General features: G+C 68.6%; 23 protein-coding genes and 1 tRNA gene. 11 read left to right on the top strand and 13 right to left on the bottom strand.

Annotated features, from left to right (window positions below; translation table 11 throughout):
- Positions 1 to 155: 155 nt before the first annotated feature.
- On the bottom strand, positions 156 to 284 hold the full coding sequence (locus AB0J21_RS09360; protein ID WP_003999697.1) for a DLW-39 family protein: 129 nt from the start codon (positions 282 to 284) through the stop codon (positions 156 to 158).
- A 376-nt stretch (positions 285 to 660) separates the two neighbouring features.
- On the opposite strand from AB0J21_RS09360, the gene AB0J21_RS09355 reads away from it, so the two are divergent.
- Positions 661 to 1,386 (top strand): DUF6344 domain-containing protein, encoded by a 726-nt coding sequence (locus AB0J21_RS09355; protein ID WP_363145258.1) that lies wholly within the window; start codon positions 661 to 663, stop codon positions 1,384 to 1,386.
- Positions 1,387 to 1,682: 296 nt separating this feature from the next.
- Here the strand turns inward: AB0J21_RS09355 and AB0J21_RS09350 are convergent.
- The 9 genes from AB0J21_RS09350 to dnaA form a co-directional block, all read right to left on the bottom strand.
- Positions 1,683 to 1,756: transfer RNA gene (locus tag AB0J21_RS09350), tRNA-Ile, on the bottom strand.
- Positions 1,757 to 1,907: 151 nt separating this feature from the next.
- Positions 1,908 to 2,666: a DUF3566 domain-containing protein gene (locus tag AB0J21_RS09345; protein WP_363145257.1), complete on the bottom strand. Its 759-nt coding sequence runs from the start codon at positions 2,664 to 2,666 to the stop codon at positions 1,908 to 1,910.
- A gap of 19 nt (positions 2,667 to 2,685) precedes the next feature.
- Positions 2,686 to 5,223, bottom strand: a complete 2,538-nt coding sequence (gene gyrA, locus AB0J21_RS09340; RefSeq protein ID WP_363145722.1) for a DNA gyrase subunit A — start codon at positions 5,221 to 5,223, stop codon at positions 2,686 to 2,688.
- A 166-nt stretch (positions 5,224 to 5,389) separates the two neighbouring features.
- Positions 5,390 to 7,387: a DNA topoisomerase (ATP-hydrolyzing) subunit B gene (gene gyrB, locus AB0J21_RS09335; RefSeq protein ID WP_363145721.1), complete on the bottom strand. Its 1,998-nt coding sequence runs from the start codon at positions 7,385 to 7,387 to the stop codon at positions 5,390 to 5,392.
- Positions 7,388 to 7,932: 545 nt separating this feature from the next.
- Positions 7,933 to 8,490, bottom strand: coding sequence for a DciA family protein (locus AB0J21_RS09330; RefSeq protein ID WP_363145256.1), 558 nt, complete (start codon positions 8,488 to 8,490; stop codon positions 7,933 to 7,935).
- Complete coding sequence (recF, locus tag AB0J21_RS09325; RefSeq protein WP_363145255.1) at positions 8,487 to 9,650, bottom strand: DNA replication/repair protein RecF; 1,164 nt, start codon at positions 9,648 to 9,650, stop codon at positions 8,487 to 8,489. The genes AB0J21_RS09330 and recF overlap by 4 nt, the downstream gene beginning before the upstream one ends.
- Before the next feature lie 135 nt (positions 9,651 to 9,785).
- Entirely contained in the window at positions 9,786 to 10,667 is an 882-nt protein-coding gene (gnd, locus tag AB0J21_RS09320; RefSeq protein ID WP_363145254.1) for a phosphogluconate dehydrogenase (NAD(+)-dependent, decarboxylating), read from the bottom strand.
- 77 nt (positions 10,668 to 10,744) lie between these two features.
- Positions 10,745 to 11,875 carry a DNA polymerase III subunit beta gene (gene dnaN, locus AB0J21_RS09315; protein WP_363145253.1) on the bottom strand — a complete coding sequence of 377 codons (1,131 nt, stop codon included), beginning with the start codon at positions 11,873 to 11,875 and terminating at the stop codon, positions 10,745 to 10,747.
- Positions 11,876 to 13,114: 1,239 nt separating this feature from the next.
- Entirely contained in the window at positions 13,115 to 15,085 is a 1,971-nt protein-coding gene (gene dnaA / locus AB0J21_RS09310) for a chromosomal replication initiator protein DnaA (protein ID WP_363145252.1), read from the bottom strand.
- A 587-nt stretch (positions 15,086 to 15,672) separates the two neighbouring features.
- On the opposite strand from dnaA, the gene rpmH reads away from it, so the two are divergent.
- From rpmH to AB0J21_RS09265, 9 genes are all read left to right on the top strand, one after another.
- On the top strand, positions 15,673 to 15,810 hold the full coding sequence (gene rpmH, locus AB0J21_RS09305; protein ID WP_003975051.1) for a 50S ribosomal protein L34: 138 nt from the start codon (positions 15,673 to 15,675) through the stop codon (positions 15,808 to 15,810).
- A gap of 21 nt (positions 15,811 to 15,831) precedes the next feature.
- The gene (gene rnpA, locus AB0J21_RS09300) at positions 15,832 to 16,203 is read left to right on the top strand and encodes a ribonuclease P protein component (RefSeq protein ID WP_363145250.1); all 372 of its coding nucleotides are present in this window, start codon (positions 15,832 to 15,834) and stop codon (positions 16,201 to 16,203) included.
- Complete coding sequence (yidD, locus tag AB0J21_RS09295; protein WP_363145249.1) at positions 16,200 to 16,577, top strand: membrane protein insertion efficiency factor YidD; 378 nt, start codon at positions 16,200 to 16,202, stop codon at positions 16,575 to 16,577. The genes rnpA and yidD overlap by 4 nt, the downstream gene beginning before the upstream one ends.
- A 3-nt stretch (positions 16,578 to 16,580) precedes the next feature.
- Positions 16,581 to 17,921, top strand: coding sequence for a membrane protein insertase YidC (gene yidC, locus AB0J21_RS09290; RefSeq protein ID WP_363145248.1), 1,341 nt, complete (start codon positions 16,581 to 16,583; stop codon positions 17,919 to 17,921).
- Positions 17,922 to 17,936: 15 nt separating this feature from the next.
- A complete protein-coding gene (locus AB0J21_RS09285) occupies positions 17,937 to 18,461 on the top strand; it encodes a R3H domain-containing nucleic acid-binding protein (protein WP_363145247.1) in 525 nt (174 codons plus the stop codon).
- Positions 18,462 to 18,666: 205 nt separating this feature from the next.
- On the top strand, positions 18,667 to 19,383 hold the full coding sequence (gene rsmG / locus AB0J21_RS09280) for a 16S rRNA (guanine(527)-N(7))-methyltransferase RsmG (RefSeq protein WP_363145246.1): 717 nt from the start codon (positions 18,667 to 18,669) through the stop codon (positions 19,381 to 19,383).
- A gap of 724 nt (positions 19,384 to 20,107) precedes the next feature.
- Positions 20,108 to 21,187: a ParA family protein gene (locus AB0J21_RS09275; protein WP_363145245.1), complete on the top strand. Its 1,080-nt coding sequence runs from the start codon at positions 20,108 to 20,110 to the stop codon at positions 21,185 to 21,187.
- Positions 21,184 to 22,302: a ParB/RepB/Spo0J family partition protein gene (locus AB0J21_RS09270; RefSeq protein WP_363145244.1), complete on the top strand. Its 1,119-nt coding sequence runs from the start codon at positions 21,184 to 21,186 to the stop codon at positions 22,300 to 22,302. The genes AB0J21_RS09275 and AB0J21_RS09270 overlap by 4 nt, the downstream gene beginning before the upstream one ends.
- A 269-nt stretch (positions 22,303 to 22,571) precedes the next feature.
- A complete protein-coding gene (locus AB0J21_RS09265; protein WP_363145243.1) occupies positions 22,572 to 23,189 on the top strand; it encodes a GNAT family N-acetyltransferase in 618 nt (205 codons plus the stop codon).
- Positions 23,190 to 23,415: 226 nt separating this feature from the next.
- Here AB0J21_RS09265 and trxA read toward each other — a convergent pair whose 3' ends face one another.
- The 3 genes from trxA to AB0J21_RS09250 form a co-directional block, all read right to left on the bottom strand.
- Positions 23,416 to 23,760: a thioredoxin gene (trxA, locus tag AB0J21_RS09260; protein ID WP_363145242.1), complete on the bottom strand. Its 345-nt coding sequence runs from the start codon at positions 23,758 to 23,760 to the stop codon at positions 23,416 to 23,418.
- Positions 23,761 to 23,806: 46 nt separating this feature from the next.
- Positions 23,807 to 24,799: a thioredoxin-disulfide reductase gene (trxB, locus tag AB0J21_RS09255; protein WP_363145241.1), complete on the bottom strand. Its 993-nt coding sequence runs from the start codon at positions 24,797 to 24,799 to the stop codon at positions 23,807 to 23,809.
- 240 nt (positions 24,800 to 25,039) lie between these two features.
- Positions 25,040 to 25,294: a hypothetical protein gene (locus AB0J21_RS09250; RefSeq protein ID WP_363145240.1), complete on the bottom strand. Its 255-nt coding sequence runs from the start codon at positions 25,292 to 25,294 to the stop codon at positions 25,040 to 25,042.
- 126 nt (positions 25,295 to 25,420) lie between these two features.
- Here AB0J21_RS09250 and AB0J21_RS09245 point away from each other — a divergent pair.
- Positions 25,421 to 26,274: GDSL-type esterase/lipase family protein (locus AB0J21_RS09245; RefSeq protein WP_363145239.1), on the top strand; the 854-nt coding region annotated here is incomplete at its 3' end.

The following is a 26,274-nucleotide window of genomic DNA, read 5'->3' as shown; positions in this document are numbered from 1 at the left end:
GCCGTGCACCGGCCCGGCCGGACCGGTACGCGATCCATCCTGCCCCTCCGGCACCACCCCTGTCCCGGGGACCGCCGAAACGGGCGGCCACCCCGCACAGCACTGGGCCCCGGCCGCTCGAAGCGGCCGGGGCCCAGTGCGAAGAGAGTGGATACTCACGAACCCGTGGGCACGGAGTCGGTCGCCTCCGTCCACAGATCCTGCTCGGCGCGATCCGCCTGGATCTGGCGGTACACGAGGAGCCCGCCGATGGCGGCCAGTGCGACCAGGAGAAGCTTCTTCACCGCGCGACCTCGTCCTTCTTTGACGTAAGGGGACCTCTGCGGCCCGACTATACACACCGGCTCATATCACTCGGCGACCCCGTTCCGGCCCCCAACTGGGGCCCCGAGAAGCGGTGTCCGGCGCCCCGCTCGCGGCCCGTCGGAGCCCTCCGCCACCGCCTCGCCGGGGCCCTCCGCCACCGCCTCGTCGGGCCCTCGGCCGCGCTCATCGGGGGCCGTCGAGCGGTGTGATTTTCCTCGCGCCGCACCCGACTCGTCCGTACGGGTGGTGTTCATCAGAAGATCTACGCGCCCTGGGCGTCGGTCCGGGACTCTCCCCCATCGATCCACATCATGAGGAAGTACGCAAATCGACCAAGCTGAAAGTGAGGACACCGTGGCTTCCCAGACCTTCACCACGCTGTGGAAGGCGCTCGTCGGCGCCTTCCTCGCGCTGTTCGCGGCGCTCGGCTTCGCGGCCCCCGCCGCCAACGCTGCCGCCGCCCCCGTCTCCCCCGCCCCCGGCCGCCCGCAGAGCAACGACTGCGAGCAGGCCACCGCGCAGCCCCAGCCCGTTCCGCACCGCCTCACGGCGCCGGCCCGGGTCAAGGAGCAGTCACTGCCACCGACCATGAAACAGCGGATCAGGGCGGAGCAGCACGGCTCCTCGCCCTCGTGCCGCCAACTGGCCGCACCCACGGGTCTCGCCCCGCTCGATCCCGGCCTGACAGAGCTGGCACAGCTCACGAAGGTCCCCCTGCAGAGCGCCGCGCGAGCCGAACTCCCGGCCGCGGCACCGGCCGACACCGACCGCACCACCCGTTCGCAGGCCCCCCGTCACCCGGGCGGCCCCCGCGAGATCCCCTCCGCGCCCGCGATTCCCGCGCTCCCCGTACAGCCCGGGCCCGGCTCGGCGACCCCGGCCACCCCGGGCGTCCCCGGCCCGGCGAGTACCTTCGAGGACACCGTTCTGCCGCAGCGCGAGGAAACCACGCCGCTCGCCACCACCGCGCGCGCCGGAGCCGGCATCCCCGCCGCCCGTGGGCACCACGAGCGCGCCGCGGCCCCGCACGCCCCGGCCGACCACCACGACACCGCGCGGTACGCCACCGCGGCGCCGTGAGCCGGCCCGTACGCGCTCCACACGCCCGTACGCCGCCTGCATCGCCTGCGCGGCACAGGAGCAGCACCGGGACACTGCGCACCGCGCGGAACACGACACCTCAGCACCACGCACACCACGACGTATCACCGGTGCCGGTCACCTGAAGGCCGCGCAGGTCGCCCAAGACCGTGCGAAGCGCCTGAAGACCGCGCCGACACCCAAGAGACAACGGCAACAACGGCAACACAGCGACACCCGCGGATGAGCCCACACGAAGAAACCCCCCACCGTTACCGGCAGGGGGTCCAACGAAGTGGGGCTAACAGGACTTGAACCTGTGGCCTCTTCCTTATCAGGGAAGCGCTCTAACCGTCTGAGCTATAGCCCCGCGCGCTCGCGCGCTGACCTCTGAAGATTAGCGCACGACCGGGCCAGTCCCAAAATCGATACCCGGGCCGTCCGGCCGAGGCCCCCGACCGCACCGCCGCACCAACGGCAGGCAGGTCGCAGGACCCGAGGCGGGACAAGGAACCGAAGACCTACTCGTCCTCCGCGAGCGTCAGCTCGACACCACCCACGAAGCCGGCGGAGAGGTTGTAGATGAACGCGCCGAGGGTCGCCAGCGCCGTCATGAGGACGACGTCGATAACGGCGATGATCGACGTGAACATCAGCACCCGCGGCAGCGACAGGAACGTCTCCAGGTCGAAACCGCTTCCGTCCCCGGAACCGGTCGCCTCGGAAATGGTCCCGCCGACCGTCGAGAAGACCCCCATGGCGTCCATGACCATCCACAGCACGGCCGCCGCGATGATCGTGCAGATGCCCAGGGCGATGGAGAGCAGAAAACTGACTTTCATGACCGACCACGGGTCGGACTTGGCCACCCGCAGCCGCGCCTTGCGCGTACGCGGCACCGTACGAGCCCCCGTACGCGCCCTGCGCACCGCGCCCGGCTGCTGCCCGCCCGTCGTCGGGGCGGAGTACGCCTGAGGCGGCTGATAGGGCTGAGCACCGCCGCTCGTCTGCGTCGAGTGCCGCCCCGGCTGGGCGTGCTGGCCGCTGCCCTGAACGGGCTGCGCGGGCCGGCCGCCCTGCGTGTGCTGCCCCTCGCCCGGCACAGTGCCGGCCGCGTAGGGGTCAGGCCCGCCGTACTGCTGCGCCTGCGGGCCTCGGGTGTCCGTCACAGTTCCCCCCTGGGAGTCTCGCGCTCGGTGTTGTCCCTGCGCTCCGGTAGCGGGGCCACGGACGCCGTCCGCTGCGTTTCCACTGGCTCCTGCGCCCGTGGCTCCACTCACGTTGACTCACTCCTCGCGCTTACTCGGCCGAGGACTCCGTGCCCTCCGCCGTACCGTCGGCCGTGTCCGCCTCGGCTTCCGGGTCGACATCGCCGTCGACCTCTTCCGCCTCGCGTCCGGCCTCGGCGTTCCGCGCGATGCCCACGACGGCATCGCGCTTGCCCAGGTTGATCAGTTGGACGCCCATGGTGTCACGGCCCGTCTCCCTGACCTCATTGACTCGCGTACGAATCACACCGCCCCCGAGCGTGATGGCGAGGATCTCATCAGTCTCCTCGACCACCAACGCACCGACGAGCGAGCCCCGGTCCTCGACGATCTTGGCAGCCTTGATGCCCAGTCCGCCACGCCCCTGGACGCGGTATTCGTCGACGGGGGTGCGCTTGGCGTACCCACCGTCAGTTGCGGTGAAGACGAACGTACCGGGCCGCACGACATTCATCGAGAGCAGTTCGTCTCCTTCGCGGAAACTCATGCCCTTGACACCCGAGGTGGCCCGGCCCATGGGGCGCAGCGTCTCGTCCGTCGCGGTGAACCTGATCGACTGGGCCTTACGGCTGATCAGCAGCAGGTCGTCGTCAGAGGAGACCGGTTCGGCGCCGATCAGCTCGTCGTCGTCCCCGTTCGCCGTCTCCCGCAGGTTGATCGCGATGACACCGCCGGACCGGGGCGAGTCGTAGTCCTTGAGCGCGGTCTTCTTCACCAGGCCCGCCTTGGTGGCGAGCACCAGGTACGGAACGGCCTCGTAGTCGCGGATCGCGAGGATCCGCGCGATGGACTCGTCCGGCTGGAAGGCCAGCAGGTTCGCGACGTGCTGGCCGCGCGCGTCCCGGCCGGCGTCCGGCAGCTCGTACGCCTTGGCGCGGTAGACACGGCCCTTGTTGGTGAAGAACAACAGCCAGTGGTGGGTGGTCGTCACGAAGAAGTGGTCGACGATGTCGTCCTCCCGCAGCTTCGTGCCCCGCACCCCCTTGCCGCCGCGCTTCTGGGAGCGGTAGTCGTCGGTCTTGGTGCGCTTCACATAGCCGCTGCGGCTGATCGTGACGACGATGTCCTCCTCGGCGATCAGGTCCTCCATGGACATGTCGCCGTCGAAGGGCACGAGCTGGGAACGCCGGTCATCGGCGTACTTGTCGACGATCGCGGTGAGTTCCTCGCTGACGATCTGCCGCTGCCGCTCGGGGGAGGCGAGGATCGCGTTGTACTCGTCGATCTTGCGCTGGAGCTCGTCGTGCTCCTGGACGATCTTCTGCCGCTCCAGGGCCGCGAGGCGACGCAGCTGCATCTCCAGGATCGCGTTCGCCTGGATCTCGTCGATCTGGAGCAGGTCCATCAGGCCGCCGCGGGCGACCTCGACGGTGTCACTGCGCCGGATCAGCGCGATGACGTCGTCGATGGCGTCGAGGGCCTTGAGCAGACCGCGCAGGATGTGGGCGCGCTCCTCGGCCTTGCGCAGCCGGAACTTGGTGCGCCGGACGATGACCTCGATCTGGTGCGTCACCCAGTGCCGGATGAAGGCGTCCAGCGACAGGGTGCGCGGCACACCGTCGACGAGGGCCAGCATGTTGGCGCTGAAGTTCGTCTGCAGATCGGTGTGCTTGAAGAGGTTGTTCAGCACGACCTTGGCGACCGCGTCGCGCTTGAGGACGACGACGAGGCGCTGTCCGGTGCGCGAGGAGGACTCGTCGCGGACGTCGGCGATGCCGCCGACCTTCCCGTCCTTGACCAGGTCCGCGATCTTCTGCGCCAGGTTGTCGGGGTTGACCTGGTACGGCAGCTCGGTGACGACGAGGCACTGCCGGTTCTGGATCTCCTCGACCTCGACCACCGAGCGCATCGTGATGGAGCCGCGACCGGTGCGGTACGCCTCCTCGATGCCCTTGCGGCCGACCACGAGGGCGCCGGTCGGGAAGTCGGGGCCCTTGATCCGCTCGATCAGCGCGTCGAGCAGTTCCTCGGTGGACGCCTCGAAGTTCTCCAGGTACCACTGGGCGCCCGCCGCGACCTCGCGCAGGTTGTGCGGCGGGATGTTGGTCGCCATACCGACCGCGATTCCGGCGGAGCCGTTGATCAGCAGGTTCGGGAAGCGGGCCGGGAGGACGTCCGGCTCCTGGGAGCGGCCGTCGTAGTTGTCCGAGAAGTCGACGGTCTCCTCGTCGATGTCCCGCACCATCTCCATGGAGAGGGGGGCCATCTTGCACTCGGTGTACCGCATGGCGGCGGCCGGGTCGTTGCCCGGGGAACCGAAGTTGCCGTTGGAGTCGACCAGCGGCATCCGCATCGACCAGGTCTGCGCGAGACGGACCAGGGCGTCGTAGATCGAGGAGTCGCCGTGCGGGTGGTAGTTACCCATGACGTCACCGACGACGCGGGCGCACTTGTAGAAGCCCTTCTCGGGCCGGTAGCCGCCGTCGTACATCGCGTAGAGCACGCGGCGGTGCACGGGCTTGAGCCCGTCCCGTACGTCGGGCAGCGCACGCGAGACGATGACCGACATCGCGTAGTCGAGGTAGGAGCGCTGCATCTCCGTCTCAAGCCCGACGGGCTCGACACGCATCGCGAGTCCGGAGGCGCTCAGCGCCAGACCGGGGTTCACGGGCCCGGTGGGCTCCTCGCCGGGGGTGGGGGTGTTCTCGTCGGCCATGTGCCGTTCTGGTCCTTTCGGCCTGCTCGAATCCTTGGCGTACGACTCAGCGGTCGCGGCAGATCACGCGGCTGCCGCCTCAGATGTCGAGGAAGCGGACGTCCTTGGCGTTGCGCTGGATGAACTGCCTGCGGGCCTCGACGTCCTCGCCCATGAGCACGGAGAAGAGGTCGTCGGCCTGGGCGGCGTCGTCCAGGGTGACCTGGCCGAGGACCCGGTGCTCCTGGTCCATCGTCGTGATGCGCAGTTCCTCGGCGTTCATCTCGCCGAGGCCCTTGAAGCGCTGGACGGAGTCCTCACGGATGCGCTTGCCCTGTTCGCGGCCGAGCGTGATGAGAGCGTCCCGCTCGCGGTCCGAGTAGGCGTACTGGAAGTCGTCCCGGGTCCACTTGATCTTGTACAGCGGGGGCCGGGAGAGGAAGACGTGACCGGCCTCGACCAGCGGGCGCATGAAGCGGAAGAGGAAGGTCAGCAGCAGCGTGTTGATGTGCTGCCCGTCGACGTCGGCGTCCGCCATCAGGATGATCTTGTGGTACCGCAGCTTCTCGATGTCGAAGTCCTCGTGGACCCCGGTGCCGAAGGCCGAGATGAGCGCCTGGATCTCCTGGTTGTGCAGGATCTTGTCGATCCGCGCCTTCTCGACGTTCAGGATCTTGCCGCGGATCGGCAGGATGGCCTGGTACATCGGGTCACGGCCGGACTTCGCGGAGCCACCGGCGGAGTCACCCTCGACGATGAAGATCTCGCACTTGGTCGGGTCGTTGGACTGGCAGTCGCTGAGCTTTCCGGGGAGCGAGGCCGTCTCCAGCAGACCCTTGCGGCGGGTCAGGTCACGCGCCTTGCGCGCGGCCACGCGCGCGGTGGCGGCCGCGATGCCCTTGCGGATGATGTCGGCCGCTTCGTTCGGGTTGCGGTCGAACCAGTCCGCGAGGCGCTCGTAGACGACCTTCTGCACGAAGGTCTTCGCCTCGGTGTTGCCGAGCTTGGTCTTGGTCTGCCCCTCGAACTGGGGCTCGCCGAGCTTGACAGAGATGATCGCGGTCAGACCCTCGCGGATGTCGTCACCGGTGAGGTTGTCGTCCTTCTCGCGCAGCAGCTTCCGGTCGCGGGCGTACTTGTTGACCAGCGTGGTCAGTGCGCCGCGGAAGCCCTCCTCGTGGGTGCCGCCCTCATGCGTGTGGATGGTGTTGGCGAAGGAGTAGACCCCTTCGCTGTAGCCCGAGTTCCACTGCATGGCGACCTCGACGGAGAGGAGCCGCTCCTTGTCCTCCGCCTCGACGTCGATCACCGAGGGGTGAATGACCTCGCCCTTGCGGGAGTTGAGGTACTTCACGAAGTCGACGATGCCGCCCTCGTAGTGGTACGTGACCGTGCGCGCCTCCGGCGCCTCCTCGGCCGACTCCGCGACATCCGCGCTGTCCGCGCCCGCGGTGGCCTTCGCCGATTCGCGCTCGTCGGTCAGCTTGATGGTGAGGCCCTTGTTGAGGAAGGCCATCTCCTGGAAGCGGCGGGCGAGCGTCTCGAAGGAGTACACGGTGGTCTCGAAGACGTCACCGTCGGCCCAGAAGGTCACCGAGGTGCCGGTGTCCTTGGTGGGCTCCTCCTGCTTCAGCGGAGCGACGGGCACACCGAGCCGGTACTGCTGGGTCCAGCGGTAGCCGTCCGTCTTGATCTCGACTTCGACGCGCTTCGACAGGGCGTTGACGACCGAGACGCCCACCCCGTGCAGACCACCGGAGACGGCGTAGCCGCCACCACCGAACTTGCCGCCCGCGTGCAGGACGGTCAGCACGACCTCCACGGCCGGCTTCCCCTCCGAGGGCACGATGCCGACCGGGATACCGCGGCCGTTGTCCACGACGCGGACCCCGCCGTCGGCCAGGATCGTCACGTCGATGGTGTCGGCGTGCCCCGCGAGAGCCTCGTCGACCGAGTTGTCGACCACCTCCTGCACGAGGTGGTGCAGACCGCGCTCACCGGTCGAACCGATGTACATGCCGGGACGCTTACGGACCGCGTCCAGACCCTCCAGCACGGTGATCGCGCTTGCGTCGTACGAGCGCTCCGCGTCGGCCAATGTTTCACGTGAAACAACGGCCGGATCGGCTGCGGCCTCCTCGGTCCCTGCCGCCGATGTTTCACGTGAAACATCGCTCGGCTGCTGCGCCTCGGTGGCCGCGGACTCCCCGCCGGAGCTTGCGGCGGCCGCGCTGTTCTCGCCGGTCCCCTCAGCGGGGGTCGACGGATTGTTCTCGTTGGGGTTGCCGGAATCGGCCACGAAGCGCCCTTTCTGGCACAGCACAGACCTGAACCCGGGGGCGGGCGCGGCTGCGTCGTTCTTGTCGGCGTTAGTCGGCGGTGCAAGGGGTCACCGAGCGTCGATCGCCCGTCACTCAGCAACCTCCCGCCATAACGGCGGGATTACTCGCCAGTCTACCGGTAGCGGCGACAGTGATGGGGGTTTGCGGGTAGCTGAGTCCGCATGTGCCGCCCTGAACCCTCCTCTTCCGACTCCCCATATGGGGGCCAGGGCTCCAGGCGGCTCACAGTGGCACTCAGCGCTTCGAAGCGGCTCCGGGGTGTCAATCCTGCGAGAACGCCTTCATCCGCCGCCCGGACGGCTCAGCCGTAGGTGTCCCCGGGGCCCCTGCTGCCGGGTGCGCGCAAGGGTCCGTAGCGGTGTGCCGGAGCACCGGGACCCTGCACTTTGAGGAAGCGGACGCTGTCCCGGCCGAGGTCCTTGTTCAGGCGCGCGACCAGCTGCGGGGCCAGCAGGCGTAGCTGGGTGGCCCAGGCCGTCGAGTCACAGGTGACGCTCAGGACCCGTTCGTCCTCGTCGTACCGCTGCGGGACGCAGTGCCGGGCGAGGTCCTCACCGACGATCTCGGGCCAGCGCCCCATGACGCCGCCGACCGCCGCGGGGGCCTCCCAGCCGCGTTCCGTGATGAGCCGGTTGATGGCGGCGCCGAGCGGCAGCGGATCACGTCCCTCACCGCGCCGGCCGGAGCGCTGTCCACGCCGGGCGGGCTTGTGCTGCTGGGCTGCGGCCCCGCGGGCGCGCGCCTGTTCCTTGGCGGCCCGCAGGGCGACCCGGGCGAGATCGACCCCCGAGGGCTCCTTGGCGGGCGGGCGGGCCGGGGCGCCCTGTTCGGCGCCGGGTCGCTCCTGGTCCTCGCTCATACGCGCTCCACCGTCCCCCCGGACACCGCGAAGCGGGCCCCTCTGAGCAGTCCGGGCACGTCCTCCTCGACGGCGGCCGTCACCAGGATCTGCTCCCCGGGGGCGACGTGTTCGGCGAGGCGTTCCCTTCGGCGTCCGTCCAGTTCGGCGAAGACGTCGTCCAGGACGAGGATCGGCTCACCGGCCCGCCGGCCGTCCGCCGTGGTGGCCTCCTCGGCGCCCCAGGGCTCGGCGCGCAGCAGGTCGTAGGAGGCCAGGCGCAGGGCCAGTGCGTACGACCAGGACTCACCGTGACTCGCGTAGCCCTTGGCAGGCAGCTCACCGAGTTTCAGGACGAGATCGTCGCGGTGCGGGCCCACCAGGGTCACCCCGCGCTCGATCTCCTGCTTCCGGACCTCGGCGAGGGACTCCAGGAGCTGCCCGTACAGATCCTCGCGACTGTGCGCCGTGCCCGGCGCCGATGCCTTGTACTCCAGCAGGACCGGGCCACCACCGGGGGCGAGCTGCTCGTACGCCTTGTCGGCGAGGGGCTGGAGTGTGGCGATCAGATCCAGCCGGTGCGCGAGGAGTTCGGCCCCGGCCCGTGCGAGGTGCTGATCCCAGATGTCGAGGGTCGACAGGTCCAGGGTCCGTCCACCGTGCCGCCGGGCGAGGGCGGCGGACTTGAGGAGGGTGTTGCGCTGCTTGAGCACACGCTCGTAGTCGGAGCGCACCCCGGCCATCCTCGGATGCCGGGCGGTGAGCAGCTCGTCGAGGAAGCGCCGCCGCTCGCCGGGGTCGCCCTTCACCAGGGCCAGGTCCTCCGGGGCGAACAGCACCGTGCGGACGATGCCCAGCACGTCACGGGGTCTGACCTGCGAGGACCTGTTGATCCTGGCGCGGTTGGAGCGACCGGGATTGATCTCCAGCTCGATGAGCTGCGAGCGCTCGCCCTGGCTGACGGCGGCGCGGACGAAGGCCCGCTCGGCGCCGCTGCGCACGAGCGGCGCGTCGGCGGCGACCCGGTGGCTGCCGAGCGTCGCGAGGTAGCCGACGGCCTCGACCAGGTTCGTCTTGCCTTGGCCGTTGGGTCCCACGAACGCGGTGACGCCCGGTTCGAGAGCGACCTCGGCCCGGGCGTAGGAGCGGAAATCAGCCAACGACAGATGCGTGACGTGCATGGGGACAGCAAGCCTCCCTCGGCTGCGGTCGCGCGAGCCGCCGGCCCCGTCACCTCACGGACGCCGGTGCGCGGGTGGCGCGTGGACGCGTGCGGGGCGAGCGGCCGCAGCCCCTCGCCCCGCGACGCTACGTGCTTACTTCGTGTTCTTCTCGACCGCGTGCCCACCGAACTGGTTGCGCAGCGCGGCGATCATCTTCATCTGCGGGGAGTCGTCCTGCCGGGAGGAGAACCGGGCGAACAGCGAGGCGGTGATCGCGGGCAGCGGCACCGCGTTGTCGAGGGCCGCCTCGATGGTCCAGCGGCCTTCGCCGGAGTCCGCCGCGTAGCCGCGCAGCTGCTTCAGGTGCTCGTCCTCGTCCAGCGCGTTGACCGCGAGGTCGAGCAGCCAGGAACGGATGACGGTGCCCTCCTGCCAGGAGCGGAAGACCTCCCGGACGTCGGTCACCGAGTCGGCGGCCTCCAGCAGCTCCCAGCCCTCGGCGTAGGCCTGCATCATGGCGTACTCGATGCCGTTGTGGACCATCTTCGCGAAGTGGCCGGCGCCGACCTTGCCCGCGTGGACGGAGCCGAAGTCGCCCTCAGGCTTGAGCGCGTCGAAGACCGGCTGGACCTTCGCGACGTTCTCCTCGGTACCGCCGTACATCAGCGCGTAGCCGTTCTCCAGGCCCCACACCCCGCCGGAGACTCCGCAGTCCACGAAGCCGATGTCCTTGATGCCCAGCTCGACGGCGTGCTTCTCGTCGTCGGTCCACCGGGAGTTGCCGCCGTCGACCACGACGTCGCCCGGCGACAGCAGGACGGACAGCTCGTCGATGGTGGACTGCGTCGCGGCGCCCGCCGGGACCATGACCCAGATGACACGCGGGCCCTTGAGCTTGCTGACCAGCTCTTCCAGGCTGTGGACGTCGGCGACGTCCGGGTTGCGGTCGTAGCCGATGACGGTGTGGCCTGCGCGGCGGATGCGCTCGCGCATGTTGCCGCCCATCTTGCCGAGGCCGACGAGACCGAGCTCCATCACTGTTCCTTAAGTTGCGACTGGCGTTCGTACCGGTGTCCGAGCCTACTGCGGGGAGGCCTCGCACACCTGTGGGCTCAGCCGCTCAGGCGTACCGGCATGATCAGGTACTTGTAGGCGTCGTCGGCCTCCGCGTCCACCGCCGGACGGCCGCTCAGCAGGGCGGGCTTCGTCGAGGTCGTGAAGGCGAGCTGGGCGACCGGCGAGTCGATCGCGCTCAGGCCGTCCAGCAGGAAGGTCGGGTTGAAGGCGATCGAGATGTCGTCACCCTCCAGCTGGGCGTCGACGCGCTCCACAGCCTGTGCGTCGTCGCTGGAGCCGGCCTCCAGGATCAGGACGCCCTGCTCGAAGCTCAGCCGGACCGGCGTGTTGCGCTCGGCGACCAGGGCGACACGCTTGACGGCCTCCACGAAGGGGGCCGTCTCGATCACGGCGACTGAGTTGAACTCCGTCGGGAACAGCGTGCGGTACTTCGGGAGGTCGCCCTCCAGCAGCCGGGTGGTGGTCCTGCGGCCCGCGCCCTCGAAGCCGATCAGGCCCTCGCCGGAACCGGTGCCGGAAAGGGCGATCGTGACGCTGTCACCGCTGGTCAGCGACTTGGCCGTGTCCAGCAGGGTCTTAGCGGGGACGAGCGCCACGGCCGAGATGTCGGCCTCCTCGGGCTTCCACAGGAACTCGCGGACCGCGAAGCGGTAGCGGTCGGTGGAGGCCAGGGTGACGGTGTCCCCCTCGATCTCGATACGCACGCCGGTGAGCACCGGAAGGGTGTCGTCACGGCCGGCGGCGATGGCGACCTGCGCGGCGGCGGAGGCGAAGACGTCACCGGGGACGGTGCCCGTCGCGGAGGGCATCTGCGGGAGCGCCGGGTACTCCTCCACCGGCAGCGTGTGCAGCGTGAACCGGGAGGATCCACAGCTGACCGTCGCCCGTACACCGTCTGTGGAAATCTCCACGGGCCGGTTGGGGAGGGCGCGGCAGATGTCGGCGAGCAGCCGGCCGGAGACGAGGACGGTGCCCTCCTCCTCGGTCTCCGCCTCGACCGAGACCCGCGCCGAGACCTCGTAGTCGAAGCCGGAGAGGCTCAGCGTGCCCTCCTCCGCCTTCAGCAGCAGGCCCGCGAGCACGGGGGCCGGAGGGCGAGCCGGGAGGCTGCGTGCCGCCCAGGCCACTGCCTCCGCGAGTACATCGCGTTCCACCCGGATCTTCACCTGAGCCCGCCTCCTGCTTGTTGCTGGCTGTCTGTGCCCTGCTCGGTCTTCGTCGGTGGTGTCCGAGAGCCCCAGGAGGGGAAGGACACCGGGGACCAGTCTGACGCACCGCGCCGACACTCGGTGCGCTCGGCCGTCAAATCGCTCGGGGAGCCCTCGACGCTCCGGAGGGCGAGTTGTGCACAGGACCCACTTCGAAACGGATTCCCAGCTAACTCTAGGTGGGAGTAGTAGTAGGGGCTGTGGATACCGTGGATAACCCCGTTTCCCCAGCTCAGGGCCTGTTTTTTATCCACCGCGCCTGTGGGCGGGACCGGTGGAGAACCCGCGGTAACTGTGGACGGACGAAAGTTGTGCACATCGCGTCCCCAGGTAACCCCCGGTTGTCCCCAGAACCGTCCCCAGATTTCCGACGGTTTCCCACAGCCCTCTCCCACCCCCTGATGTGACGGCTTTCACTCGCGCCGGTGAGAGCGGGTGTTGTGTTGCCGAACAGTGGACAGCGCTGTGGAGAAGCTGTGCACAACACGGCCCCACCTGTGGGCAGAACCCCGAACCCGGTGGACAACGCTGATCAAGGGCTGTGGACAGAATCTTTCTCCACAGCCTGTGGATAACGTTTGTCCACGAATCCACAACCACCTGACCTGCTTCGACTGTCCACGCACAGCCTGACCTGTGGACAGATTCTGGACAACTTCCCGGTCCCCAGGGTGTGGAGGGAAAAAAGTTGGCACATCTGTGGAGAACCACCGTGACCTGCACCGGAATCGAACGGCCTGAACGGCTGTCCCCCGGGTGTGCACGACTACCGGGGATGGCGGAAGCACCCCTGAAACACCGCCGGAGTGCGCCGAGGAGGCCCGACGAGGCGTCCGGTGACCCGCCGGCAGACGCTTCTGACGTCGCGTGGGGGAGCCGCGGCCCGGGAGGAGGACGGCGCGGGGCGGCCGGCACACAGGAAGGAACACAAGGAAGGGGAAGGAGGCCGAAACCGGCCCGACCGCTTGTCTTTGGGTGGCGATGGCGATGGCGATGGCGATGGCGATGGCGGTGGCGGTGGCGATGGCCTGTGGGCGCGTTCGCGCGCCTTCGTGCGGGTTATCGCCCCGTCCCAGGCGCACTGACGCGACGAGAAGTGACGCGGCGGCGGCGAAGAGGCGGCGAGAACGAGAGGAACGCGACGGGGCGCGGGCCACAGTGGCCCACGCCCCGTCGGCGGCGGCTACTCCGGCGCCGTCAGCCGTTCTTGATGCGGTTGGTCAGCTCCGTGACCTGGTTGTAGATCGAGCGGCGTTCCGCCATGAGTGCGCGGATCTTCCGGTCCGCGTGCATGACCGTCGTATGGTCCCTGCCGCCGAACTGCGCCCCGATCTTCGGCAGCGAGAGGTCCGTCAGCTCACGGCACAGGTACATGGCGATCTGCCGCGCCGTCACCAGGACCCGGCTGCGCGAGGAACCGCACAGATCGTCCACCGTCAGCCCGAAGTAGTCCGCGGTCGCCGCCATGATGGCCGGTGCGGTGATCTCCGGCGAGGCGTCCTCGCCGCCCGGGATCAGGTCCTTGAGGACGATCTCGGTCAGCCCGAGGTCCACCGGCTGCCGGTTGAGAGAGGCGAACGCGGTGACCCGGATCAGCGCTCCCTCGAGCTCCCTGATGTTCCGGGAGATCCTGGACGCGATGAACTCCAGCACCTCCGGCGGCGCGTTGAGCTGCTCCTGGACCGCTTTCTTGCGGAGGATCGCGATACGCGTCTCCAGCTCCGGCGGCTGCACATCGGTGATGAGCCCCCACTCGAAGCGGTTGCGCAGCCGGTCCTCCAGCGTCACGAGCTGTTTGGGCGGACGGTCGGAGGACAGCACGATCTGCTTGTTCGCGTTGTGCAGCGTGTTGAAGGTGTGGAAGAACTCCTCCTGCGTCGACTCCTTGTCCGCGAGGAACTGGATGTCGTCGACCAGCAGGATGTCCATCTCCCGGTACCGCTTGCGGAAGCTGTCGCCCTTCCCGTCCCGGATCGAGTTGATGAACTCGTTGGTGAACTCCTCGGAACTCACGTACCGCACCCGGGTCCCCGGGTACAGGCTGCGCGCGTAGTGCCCGATCGCGTGCAGCAGGTGGGTCTTGCCGAGCCCCGACTCGCCGTAGATGAACAGCGGGTTGTACGCCTTCGCGGGAGCCTCGGCGACGGCGACGGCCGCCGCGTGCGCGAAACGGTTGGAGGCCCCGATCACGAAGGTGTCGAAGAGGTACTTGGGGTTCAGCCGCGCGGTCGGCTCCCCCGGTCCCGTGGCCGGAGCGGGCTGCGCGGCAAGCGGTCCCGGAGCGCCGCTCGGCGTGGGCATCTGGACTCCGGCGGGGCCCCGGTGCCGGCCGGGGCCTGCGCGGCCGGCCTCCCCGCGGTCCGCGCGCGGATCCCGCTGCTCCTCGTACGGCCGCGCGTAGTCGGCACCCGGCCGGTCCTGGCGGTCGTGCCGTCCGTACTCGGGCCGCTGCTCCTCGTAGGACCGGGGCTGCTCCTCGTAGCGCTGCTCGTACGGAGAGCGTTCGGCGCCGGGCTGCCGGTAGTCGTGGCCCGAGTGTCCTGGCATCGCGGAAGAAGGGGAGGCGTACGGATCGTGTTCGGGGTATCCCAGACGCTGCTGCTGCCAGCCGTAGTCCTCGTGCGGCCGGGGCCAGCCGCCCGGCGCCTGCGGTTCGTGCCGCTGGTAGTCGGGGTACGCGGGGCGCGCCGTCGGCTGATCACCGCCGCCCTGGTCGGGGCGGCCGCTGCCGTCGGGCCTGCCGGAGGGGCCCTCCTCGTGCGGCTGCCTGCGGCCGTAGCCGTAGTCGCGGCCCTGGTCCTCGTAGCGCTGCGGCTCCTCGTAGCGCTGGTTCTCCTCGTAACGCGGAGGCGACGGCTGGGCCGCGGACGGCGGCGGATCGCCCATCGAGTCGTCCACCGTGATCGCGATGCGGATGGGCCGGCCGCACTCGCGGCTCAGCGTCTCGCTGACCACCGGGGCGAGCCGGCCCTCCAGGACGCCCTTGGCGAACTCGTTGGGCACGGCGAGCAGCGCGGTGTCGGCGACCAGCGCCAGCGGCTGACAGCGCCTGATCCAGTGCTCGTCCTTCGCCTCGACTCCTTGCGGGCGACCGTCCCGCCCCTCCCCGAGGAGCTGTTCCACCACTCGCGGCCACACTGCGGCAAGATCGGCGGGTACATCAGCCACAGGGCACGCTCTCTCACGGGGGTTCCGGGCACTGCTCGCAGTGGGTCCGGGACGGATTTCAGAAACGACCGGAAAACATCAGAAGAACAAGAGGACACAAGACAGCGGGAAGCAGGGGACAGCGGGAGACGGAGTTCAGCGAAGACAGTGGTCAGAGGGACACATGGCTGCGGTCGCGCGGCGGGCGCGGCGTGTCCGGGGCGGTCGGCGGAGGTCGGCGGGGACCACGGAGTCACCGGAAGGTGACGGCGAGGCGAAGGACGTACGGGGTCCAGTCCAGCCACGGTAGTCAGGGCGGCCAGTGCGGTTCAAGTTGTTGTCCACAGCCTGTGCACAGTGTCCACCACCTCCAGCGGGTTTGACCGAAGGACCCGGCCGCGCGTACCGTGACCAGGTCGAGTTGTCGATGGCTGCTGCCGCCTGCCTCCGATGGGCATAGATCGCGTCCGAACTCCCGGCTCCAGCGAGCCGCGGGTCACGGGTGATCGGGAAGCGGTGCACTCGGGCGTTGAGCGAGCTACTCGTGGGCGCACGGTGACAGCCAGGTCCGGCACCCCGCCACCACCGATCTTCTCTGGAGCCCCCGAGTGAGCAAGCGCACCTTCCAGCCGAACAACCGTCGTCGTGCCAAGACCCACGGTTTCCGCCTGCGTATGCGTACCCGTGCCGGCCGCGCCATCCTGGCGACCCGCCGCAGCAAGGGTCGCGCCCGCCTGTCCGCCTGATCTCGTACAGGTCATGACGTCGTGCTGCCTTCTGACAACAGGCTGAGGCGGCGCGAGGAATTCTCGACCGCAGTACGCCGAGGACGCCGAGCGGGTCGCTCCCTTCTCGTTGTCCATCTACGCAGCGGTTCCACGGACCCGCACGCCACCGGGGAGAGCTCTCTCCCGGTGCGTGCGGGTTTCGTCGTCAGCAAAGCGGTCGGCAACGCCGTGGTCCGTACATCGGTGAAGCGCAAGCTACGTCACCTCGTGCGGGACCGGCTCTCCCAGTTCCCCCCCGGTAGCCTGGTAGTGGTACGCGCGTTGCCCGGGGCGGGCGACGCCGATCACGCACAACTGGCCCGAGACCTCGACGCCGCCCTCGCGCGGTTGCTGGGAGGGGGCAAGAGATGAAGTACCCGCTGCTCGCGCTGATCAAGCTCTACCAGTGGACCATCAGCCCTCTGCTGGGGCCGGTGTGCAAGTACTACCCGTCGTGCTCCCACTACGGCTTCACCGCCATCGACCGCCACGGCGCGGTCAAGGGGACGGCGCTCACCGCCTGGCGCATCCTCCGCTGCAACCCCTGGTCGCTCGGTGGAGTCGATCACGTACCGCAGCGCAAGCGTCCGCGATGGCACGAAGCGCTGCGCACCGCCTGGCGTGCCCGCAAGGGCGGTCCCGCCGCCGACAGCTCGCCCACCGAGGGCGGTGCCCCGGCCGGGGTCAGTGCCCCGGACTCTCCCAGCCCGGTCGCCGAGACCCCGTCCCACGCTCAAGGAGCCTGATTAGTGGACAGCATTGCCAGTTTGTTCAGCTTCATCACGACACCCGTCTCGTGGGTCATCGTGCAGTTCCACACGCTGTACGGGTGGATCTTCGGTCCGGACACGGGTTGGGCCTGGGGCCTGTCCATCGTGTCGCTGGTGGTGCTCATCCGTATCTGCCTGGTCCCGCTCTTCGTGAAGCAGATCAAGGCGACCCGGGCGATGCAGACCCTCCAGCCCGAGATGAAGCGCATCCAGGAGCGCTACAAGAGCGACAAGCAGCGACAGTCCGAAGAGATGATGAAGCTGTACAAGGAGTCGGGCACCAACCCGCTCTCCTCGTGCCTTCCGATCCTCGCGCAGTCGCCGTTCTTCTTCGCGCTGTACCACGTGCTCGACGGCATCGCCTCGAACAAGCAGATCGGGGTCATCAACGGCGATCTGCTGGCCTCGGCGCAGAAGGCACACATCTTCGGTGCTCCCCTGGCCGCGAAGTTCACCACCAGCGCGGACAAGGTCGAGCAGCTCGGCGCCTCGCTGACGGATGTGCGCGTCGTGACGATCATCATGATCGTCCTGATGTCGTCCTCGCAGTTCTTCACGCAGCGCCAGCTGATGACGAAGAACGTCGACACCTCCGTGAAGACGCCGTTCATGCAGCAGCAGAAGATGCTGATGTACGTCTTCCCCGTGATGTTCGCCGTCTTCGGCATCAACTTCCCCGTGGGTGTCCTCATCTACTGGCTGACCACCAACGTGTGGACCATGGGCCAGCAGATGTACGTGATCCGGCAGAACCCGACGCCCGGCTCCAAGGCCCAGGCCGCGTTCCTGGAGCGTCTGCTCAAGCACGTCTCGCACACCGGCAAGATCCGCAACAAGCGTGAGCGTGGCGCCGTGAAGGCCATCGTCGCCAAGGGCCGCGAGCGCAACGAGGCTGAGCGCAAGTTCATCAACGGGCTCACCAAGGCGGGCCTCGCCGCCCAGGCCGACGGCACCGTCCAGAAGAGCGAGAGCTCCGTGGCCACGGCGGAGACCGAGGACGGCGCCCCGGGTGTCGGCGGCGCCCCGCGTCGGCAGCAGCCGAAGCGGCAGAGCAAGTCGCAGCGCCAGTCCGCAGCGGGTACCGCGGGTACCGGTGGTACGGGTTCCGACGCCGCTGCCACGGGCACCGGCTCCGGCTCCGGGGAGGCCAAGCCCTCGCTGGAGAAGAAGGACAGCGGCAAGCCCGCACAGGGTTCAGCCGCGAAGGGCAAGTCGACGTCGGGCGGCGGGAGCAGCAAGTCCGCGTCGGGTAACGCAGGCCAAGCCAAGTCGGGGCAGCGCAAGGGCCCGCAGCGGCCCAAGCACCCGTCCAAGAAGTAAGAAGGAGCCCAGCCCGTGACGGAAGCCACCTCCGCCGCCCCTGAGGAAGCCACCATCGATGGTGGCGACTCCCTCACCCGTCTCGAACAGGAAGGGGAGATCGCAGCGGACTACCTCGAGGGTCTGCTCGACATCGCCGACCTCGACGGCGACATCGACATGGACGTCGAGGCCGACCGCGCCGCTGTGTCGATCGTCAGCGACAGCAGCAGCCGCGATCTCCAGAAGCTCGTGGGCCGGGACGGAGAGGTCCTGGAGGCTCTGCAGGAGCTGACGCGCCTTGCGGTCCACCGGGAGACCGGTGACCGCAGTCGGCTGATGCTCGACATCGCCGGCTACCGGGCCGGGAAGCGGCAGGAACTGACCGAACTGGGGGCCCGCGCCGCCGAGGAGGCCAGGGACTCCGGTGAACCGGTCCGGATGAAGCCGATGTCGCCCTTCGAGCGCAAGGTCGTGCATGACGCGGTGAAGGCGGCGGGGCTGCGCAGTGAGTCCGAGGGCGAGGAGCCGCAGCGGTTCGTCGTCGTTCTGCCCGCCTGAACCGGCAGCCGCTCCGGAGGGCCATCGTCCGCCGGAGCCGACCGGAGTAAGCGCACCCGGCCCCGTCTGTTCTCAGACGGGGCCGGTCTGTGTGGGGCATCCCACGGATGCCGTGCATGATCACTGAAGCTGTTCAGCAAGTGAGTGTCCCCGGGGCAGGTCCTCGGAAGGCGCTCCCCCATCGCGGTACGGAAGGACGGTCCCCGTGACGGAGGCAGCACAGCTCCCCCCGGCCCCGGAGGAAGCCACAAAGGTGTTCGGTGAGCGCTTCGCCGATGCGGTGCGCTACGCGGAACTGCTCGCGGACGCGGGGGTGCGGCGTGGGCTCATCGGTCCCCGCGAGGTCCCGCGTCTGTGGGAGCGCCACCTCCTCAACTGCGCGGTGCTCTCCGAGGTCGTCCCCGAAGGAGTCACGGTCTGCGATGTGGGCTCCGGGGCGGGGCTGCCCGGCATTCCCCTGGCGCTTGTGCGGACTGACCTGCGGATCACGCTCCTGGAGCCGCTGTTGCGGCGGACCACGTTTCTCACCGAGGTCGTGGAGCTCCTGGGCCTGGACCACGTGACCGTGGTGCGCGGCCGCGCCGAGGAAGTTCTTGGCACGCTCCCCCCGGTTCACGTGGTCACTGCCCGGGCCGTCGCTCCTCTGGACCGGCTCGCGGCCTGGGGGGTGCCTCTGCTGCGTCCCTACGGGGAGATGCTGGCGCTCAAGGGCGATACGGCGGAGGAAGAGGTGAAGAACGCGGGCGCGGCCCTCAGCAAGCTGGGCGCGGTGCGGACCTCGGTCGTCCAGGTCGGCGAGGGCCTCGTGGACCCGCTGTCCACCGTGGTCCGTGTCGAGGTGGGCGAGAGTCCGGGCGGGGTGCGCTTCGCGGCGAAGAGGGCCAAGGCCGCCCGTACCGGAAGGACCCGACGCCGCCGTTGATCCGGGTGGGCCCGGCTACCGACGGTCCTCGGCTGCCGGCAGTTCTCAGCTGTCAGCGGTTCCTCGGCTGTCGGCAGTCCCTCGGCTGTCAGCGGTTCCTCGGCTGGGGCGCTCTGCCGGCTGGATAACCTCTGCTTCCTCGCTCTCTTCGTGGCACTCGCTCTCTTCGTGGCCTTCTTCGGGACGGTGGCAGACGGTTGTCCGAGTGGTCGCTCAAGTGCGGTTGTCCGAGCGGTTGTCGAAGCTCTGGTGGAGCGCCTCTGGGGACGCGGCTGTGTGGGCGCTATCGGGATGGCGATCTGCGGAACGGGCCGGCTTGCCGGGATCTGTGGTGCCGCCGGAGGCGCCACGCTTTGTCCGGTCCTCCGCCCGGAGGGCCGCCGCCTGCGCCGTCCTGGTGATGACGCTGGTCCATCCCGGCGATACTCGTTGATCCGATTCGGGGGCACCGCCGACCGGCGGGTGTACTCCAGCCAAGCTGCCGGGGTGCGCCCGTCGGAGTGTCTTCCGTCCAGGACGGACCGCGCTCGGCATCGTGTTTCACGTGAAACGTCGCTCACTACTGCAGGGCATCATCAGCCGCGGTCGCACAGCGGCAGATCCGCGTGACCGCAAGCCCCTGGGGAAAACCCCGCAGAAGTCCCCCGAAAGGGGGGCGGGATTTTCCGTCAGGGCACGTTCATCCACAGAAGACAGGGCCTCGCTGGTTCACGACCCCGATGGCATGGCAGGCTCTGTGCATCGCGAGCCTGAAGCCGAGGAGAGTGAATCCTTGCGGTCCGACGCCCATATCGCAGGACCGATGACCGAACCGGTCCCCGGTCCCCGCACTGAATCGGGGGACGATGTTTCACGTGAAACATTGCCCCCGGTAGACGACACCCCCATTGATCCAGCTGCCGCCCAAGCGGCTGCGGACTCCCTGGGACGCACCGGCGATGGTCTGCCACGACCCGAGCGCACTCGGATCATGGTGGTGGCCAATCAGAAGGGTGGGGTTGGGAAGACCACCACCACGGTCAATCTTGCCGCATCGCTCGCCCTGTTGGGGGCCAGAGTCCTCGTGATCGACCTCGATCCGCAGGGCAATGCCTCCACAGCGCTCGGGATCGACCACCACGCCGAAGTCCCGTCCATCTACGACGTCCTGGTGGAGAGCAAGCCGCTCTCCGAGGTCGTCCAGCCGGTCACCGATGTCGAGGGGCTCTTCTGCGCTCCTGCCACGATCGACCTGGCGGGTGCGGAGATTGAACTGGTGTCACTCGTGGCCCGGGAGAGCCGTCTCCTTCGAGCCATCGAGTCCTACGAGCAGCCGCTCGACTACATCCTTATCGACTGCCCTCCCTCCCTCGGCCTCCTGACGGTGAACGCCTTGGTGGCCGGTGCGGAGGTGCTGATCCCTATTCAGTGCGAGTACTACGCGCTGGAGGGCTTGGGGCAGCTTCTGCGCAATGTGGATCTGGTGCGAGGGCATCTGAACCCGGCCCTGCATGTGTCCACCATCCTGCTGACGATGTACGACGGCAGGACCCGGCTCGCATCGCAGGTCGCCGACGAGGTGCGCAGCCACTTCGGCGAGGAGGTTCTACGGACCAGCATCCCGCGGTCCGTGCGGATCTCCGAGGCTCCGAGTTACGGGCAGACCGTACTGACCTACGACCCGGGCTCCAGCGGCGCCCTCTCCTACTTCGAAGCGGCGAAGGAGATCGCTCTGCGCGGGGTGGGGGCGCGTTACGACTCGACATACGCCCACGCCGTGGGTGTACCGACTGACCAGCACACGATGGTGGAGGGGACACAGTGAGCGAACGACGAAGGGGGCTCGGCCGGGGGCTGGGTGCGCTGATCCCGGCAGCGCCCACCGGCGAGAAGGTGGGCCCGTCCGCAAACCATGGCGGACCCAGGGTGCCCGCCGCCGCCGGCCCTGTACTGGTGGCTGAACGGGGAGTGGCCGCAGCCAAGGTGGCTGGGCTCTCCGACAGCGATGTTTCACGTGAAACATCGGCGCCCGCTGAGGAGAACGGACTTCCTCCGGCGCCGATGGGTGCACACTTCGCCGAGATTCCGATCGACGAGATCAAGCCCAATCCGCGGCAGCCGCGACAGATCTTCGACGACGAGGCTCTCTCGGAGTTGGTCATCTCCATCAAGGAGGTGGGACTGCTCCAACCGGTCGTCGTGCGCCAGGTGGCGGACGCCGAGTACGAACTGATCATGGGGGAGCGGCGTTGGAGGGCCAGCCGCGAAGCGGGGCTGGAAGCGATCCCCGCAATCGTGCGCGCCACCGAGGACGACAAGCTCCTCCTCGATGCCCTTCTGGAGAACCTTCATCGGGCACAGCTGAACCCTTTGGAGGAGGCGGCTGCCTACGACCAGCTCCTCCAGGACTTCAACTGCACGCATGACCAGCTCGCGGACCGCATCGGTCGCTCACGGCCGCAGGTCACCAACACGCTGAGGCTGCTCAAGCTCTCGCCTTCGGTGCAGAAGAAGGTTGCGGCGGGGGTGCTCTCCACCGGGCACGCTCGGGCGCTGCTGTCCGTGGAGGACACCGAGGAACAGGACCGGCTCGCTCATCGGATCGTGGCCGAGGGGCTCACGGTGCGCGCTGTCGAAGAGATCCTTCATCTCATGCGCTCGCGTCCCAAGAGCAGCGTCAGGGCCAAGGGCCCTCGCGCGGGCGGGCGTATCGCACCGGCCCTGACCGAACTCGCTGACCGTCTCTCGGACCGTTTCGAGACGCGGGTAAAGGTGGACCTGGGGCAGAAGAAGGGAAAGATCGTCGTTGAGTTCGCCTCGATGGATGATCTTCAGCGCATCCTGGGTTCCCTCGCACCGGGCGAAGGCCCTGTTCTCCCCGCCGGTGAGGCGGAGGAGAGCGACGGAGAGAACAGCGCCGAGGAGAACAGCGAAGCCTGAGCCGCTCTTTGCCCTCTCGCGGTATCGACCCGATCGCATCGTGGATACGATGCGATCGGGTCTTGGCTATTGCCTGGTGGCGCCGGGCGAGGCACCCGGGACAGGCTGGACAGGAAGGCCTGACGGCCTCCAGGTGGAGCGTCGCAGCAGGTGCGCTTGGAGCGCTGCGCCGGAGGCGCCGGAAGATGCGTTGTCAGTGACCGCGCAGGAAACGTGATGCCCTGTCACTCGCCTTCGAGCGATAGCCGAGGAAGTGAGGAACAGCCTTCATGGGGCGCCGGCTCGTACCGCTCACACTCGACAACCTGGCCGACCTTCCTGCGCCCTGCCAGGGTTGTGTCTTCTGGGAACTGGATCCTGTTCGCGGCGAGGCTGCGGTCCGGGACGGCAGCGCTCCGTCCGAGAAGGAGTCCTGGATCTCGGCTGTGCTGCTGGAGTGGGGCTCCTGCGGTCGAGTGGTCTATGTGGACGAGACGCCGGCAGGCTTCGTGATGTACGCGCCGCCGGCCTATGTGGCTCGCTCCACGGCCTTTCCCACCAGCCCGGTGAGCCCGGACGCTGTGCAGCTCATGACTGCCCGGATCACCCCGGAGTTCCAGGGGCAAGGGCTGGGGCGCGTGCTGGTGCAGGCCGTCGCCAAGGACCTCCTGCGTCGACACTTCAAAGCGATCGAGGTCTTTGGAGAGGCCCGCTGGGAGAAGCCCGCTTGTCTGCTTCCCGCGGACCATCTCCTGTCGGTGGGGTTCAAGACAGTGCGGCCACATCCCGTGCACCCGCGGCTGCGTCTGGAACTGCGCACCACGCTCTCCTGGAAGGAAGACATGGAGATCGCGCTCGACCGTCTCCTCGGCGCCGTCCAGAAGGAACCCTCCTTGCGGCCGCTCTGAGGCAGGGACGTTCGGCGAGGTTCGCTCGGCGGATGGCGGGCACAGAAGCGGACGTCGGCACAGAAACGAAAAGGGGCTGCCCTGGTGGGCAGCCCCTGATGTTTCACGTGAAACATCCACGCGATGTTTCACGTGAAACATCCACGCGATGTTTCACGTGAAACATCCACGCGATGTTTCACGTGAAACATCGGCACGACGGACGTGATGCCGTCTGTGGCATCCGTCAGGCAGTCTTGGCGTCCCCGATGAAGCCATCAAGGTCACGCAGGATCGCCGCCTTGGGCTTGGCGCCGACGATCGTCTTGGCGACCTCGCCGCCCTGGTAGACGTTGAGGGTCGGGATCGACATGACGCCGTACTTGGCAGCGATCGCCGGGTTCTCGTCGATGTTGAGCTTGACGACCTCGATCTGGCCCTCGTACTCGGCGGCGATGGCCTCCAGGGAGGGGGCGATCTGACGGCAGGGACCGCACCACGCGGCCCAGAAGTCCACCAGTACGGGCTTGTCGTTCTTCAGGACGTCCTGCTCGAAGCTGTCGTCCGTCACGTTCTTGAGATTGCCGGCCACAGCGGGCTCCTTCATTGCTTGGTGGTGCGGTCGGGGGAGGGAGAGGTCAGACGGCGGCGGTCTGCTCGGCCGAGGGAGTCTTCTCCGGCTCGGGGGTCTCCTCCGCGTCGGAGAGAGCTGCCAGGTAGCGCTCCGCGTCCAGGGCGGAAGAGCACCCCGTCCCGGCAGCCGTGATCGCCTGGCGGTAGGTGTGGTCCACGACATCGCCGGCGGCGAAGACGCCGGTGACGTTGGTGCGGGTGGAGGGCGCCTCGACGCGGAGGTAGCCCTCGTCGTCCAGGTTCAGCTGGCCCTTGAACAGCTCAGTGCGAGGGTCGTGGCCGATCGCGATGAACAGACCCGTGACAGGAAGCTCGGAGGTCTCGCCCGACTTGAGGTTCCGCAGGGTCAGGTGCGAGAGCTTCTGCTCTCCGTGGATCTCGGCGACCTCGCTGTCCCAGACGAACTTGATCTTCGGGTCGGCGAAGGCGCGCTCCTGCATGGCCTTGGAGGCACGCAGCGTGTCACGACGGTGGACGATGGTGACGGACTTGGCGAACCGGGAGAGGAAGGTCGCCTCCTCCATCGCGGTGTCGCCACCCCCGATCACGGCGATGTCCTGGTCCTTGAAGAAGAAGCCGTCGCAGGTGGCGCACCAGGAGACGCCGCGTCCGGACAGCTCGTCCTCCTTCGGGAGACCGAGCTTGCGGTGCTGCGAACCCGTCGTCACGATGACGGCCTTGGCGCGGTGCACCGTGCCGGTGGTGTCGGTGACGGTCTTGATCTCACCCGTCAGGTTGACCGAGACGACATCGTCGGGGATCAGCTCCGCGCCGAAGCGCTCAGCCTGCGCCCGCATGTTGTCCATCAGCTCCGGACCCATGATCCCGTCCTGGAAGCCGGGAAAGTTCTCGACCTCCGTGGTGTTCATGAGTGCCCCACCGGCTGTCACCGCGCCCTCGAACACCAGCGGCTTGAGCGACGCACGGGCGGTGTACAGCGCCGCGGTGTAACCGGCGGGCCCCGAGCCAATGATGATCACGTTTCGCACGTCGCTCACGGCTTGCTTCCTCGTCTCTGCCGACTGCTTCCTACTGCCTGAAGGAGGCTTTCTCAAGCCTCCTATCCCACCCAACCGATCCTACGGGGCCCACATTCCCGCGAAGCCCGTGCCTCACGGGCTTCGCCACGCACGCCGACGGTGCTCGCAGATCGCGCAGGCACCAGTCCACGATGACGGACGCCGAGGAGGTGCGCCGAAGCGCTGTGAGAGCCCGCCGTTGCGAAGCAGCCCGTGTCGTCAGCGACGCGTGTAGGAGGCGGAGAGCAGGACCTTGCCCGGGGTGGTCGTGTGGTTGCGTACGCAGGACGCGTCCACGACGTAGGCGGCGACCCGGGTGGCATCGGAGGTATGGGGCAACAGCACGAGGTAGGCGCCACGGCCGTGATACGTGCCCTTGTCCACGGCCAGAGCCGACTCGCTGCGGCCAATGCCGACCATGACGCACGAGGGAACCTGGGGCGTCAGAGCCCGCATGGGTGTGTTGCTGGCCATGCCGGGTTCCGGAGCACCATCGGTCTTGCTGGTGCTGCTGTCCGGAGCTGTCCCGGCTGAACCGCTGCCGCTGTCCGGAGGCGTTTGCAGTGGGGCGGTCTCGCGCAGCATCGAGTCGACTCGTGAGTGCAGGGACCGCCCCGAGAACAGCGGGCTCTGCGCGGAAGGCCGTCCAGCGGGTGGCTCGTCATTACCCATGAGCGATGTGACGAGGAGGGATCCGAAACCGAGGGCGGCAGCCGCCACCCCGCCGATGGCCAGGCGACGGCGGTGCCGGCGCACGGACGGACGAGCCCTGGGCGCTCTTCCAGGGCCAGGGCGCCCAGGACGGCTCGTATCGCTGCCGCGACCGGGGGGACGCAGAGCGCTCTGAGAGGTGGTCGATGCGGTCGATGTTTGCTCGCCGATGCCGTGGCGCACCGGCCCGACGTGGCCTCGCTGATCGTCGGGGTCAACGACGTGATGCGCTCGTCCTGGGACACCGTGCGGCTGCGGGACGACCTGATGACCTGCGCCGACGCGCTCGCCGGCCAGGGTGCGCTGCTGATGACGGCGCGCTTCCACGACCACTCGGTGATGTGGCCGATGCCGGGCTGGATGAAGCGGTCGATCCAACGGCGGACCGCTGATCTCAACGCCATCTGGGACGAGGCCCATGCCACCTACGGGGGTCTGCGGCTCGACCTGGGTGCGGTGCCCGACCTGCACGAGCGGAGGTTCTGGGCCGCCGACCGGCTGCATCCCTCCGAGCTCGGCCATCGGCGGATGGCCCGTGCGTTCGGGGAGCAGCTGGTGTCGCATGGCTTCACCTTCGAGCCGCCGTCGCTGGAGCCGAGCGGCGGGCTGCCGACGAGCTGGCGGCAGGATCTGGCCTGGATGGCCGGCGAGGGCGTGCCGTGGTTGGGGCGGCGGGCGCGGGAGGGGGGGCCGTCGGTCGTCGGCGGGGGGGGGGGGTGCGGGGCGGGGGGGGGGGGGGGGGG

It is taken from the genome of Streptomyces sp. NPDC049954, assembly GCF_040656295.1.
Lineage (GTDB): Bacteria > Actinomycetota > Actinomycetes > Streptomycetales > Streptomycetaceae > Streptomyces.
The sequence above is the reverse complement of the archived record's forward strand: the minus strand, read 5'-3'. Positions and strand labels throughout refer to the sequence as shown.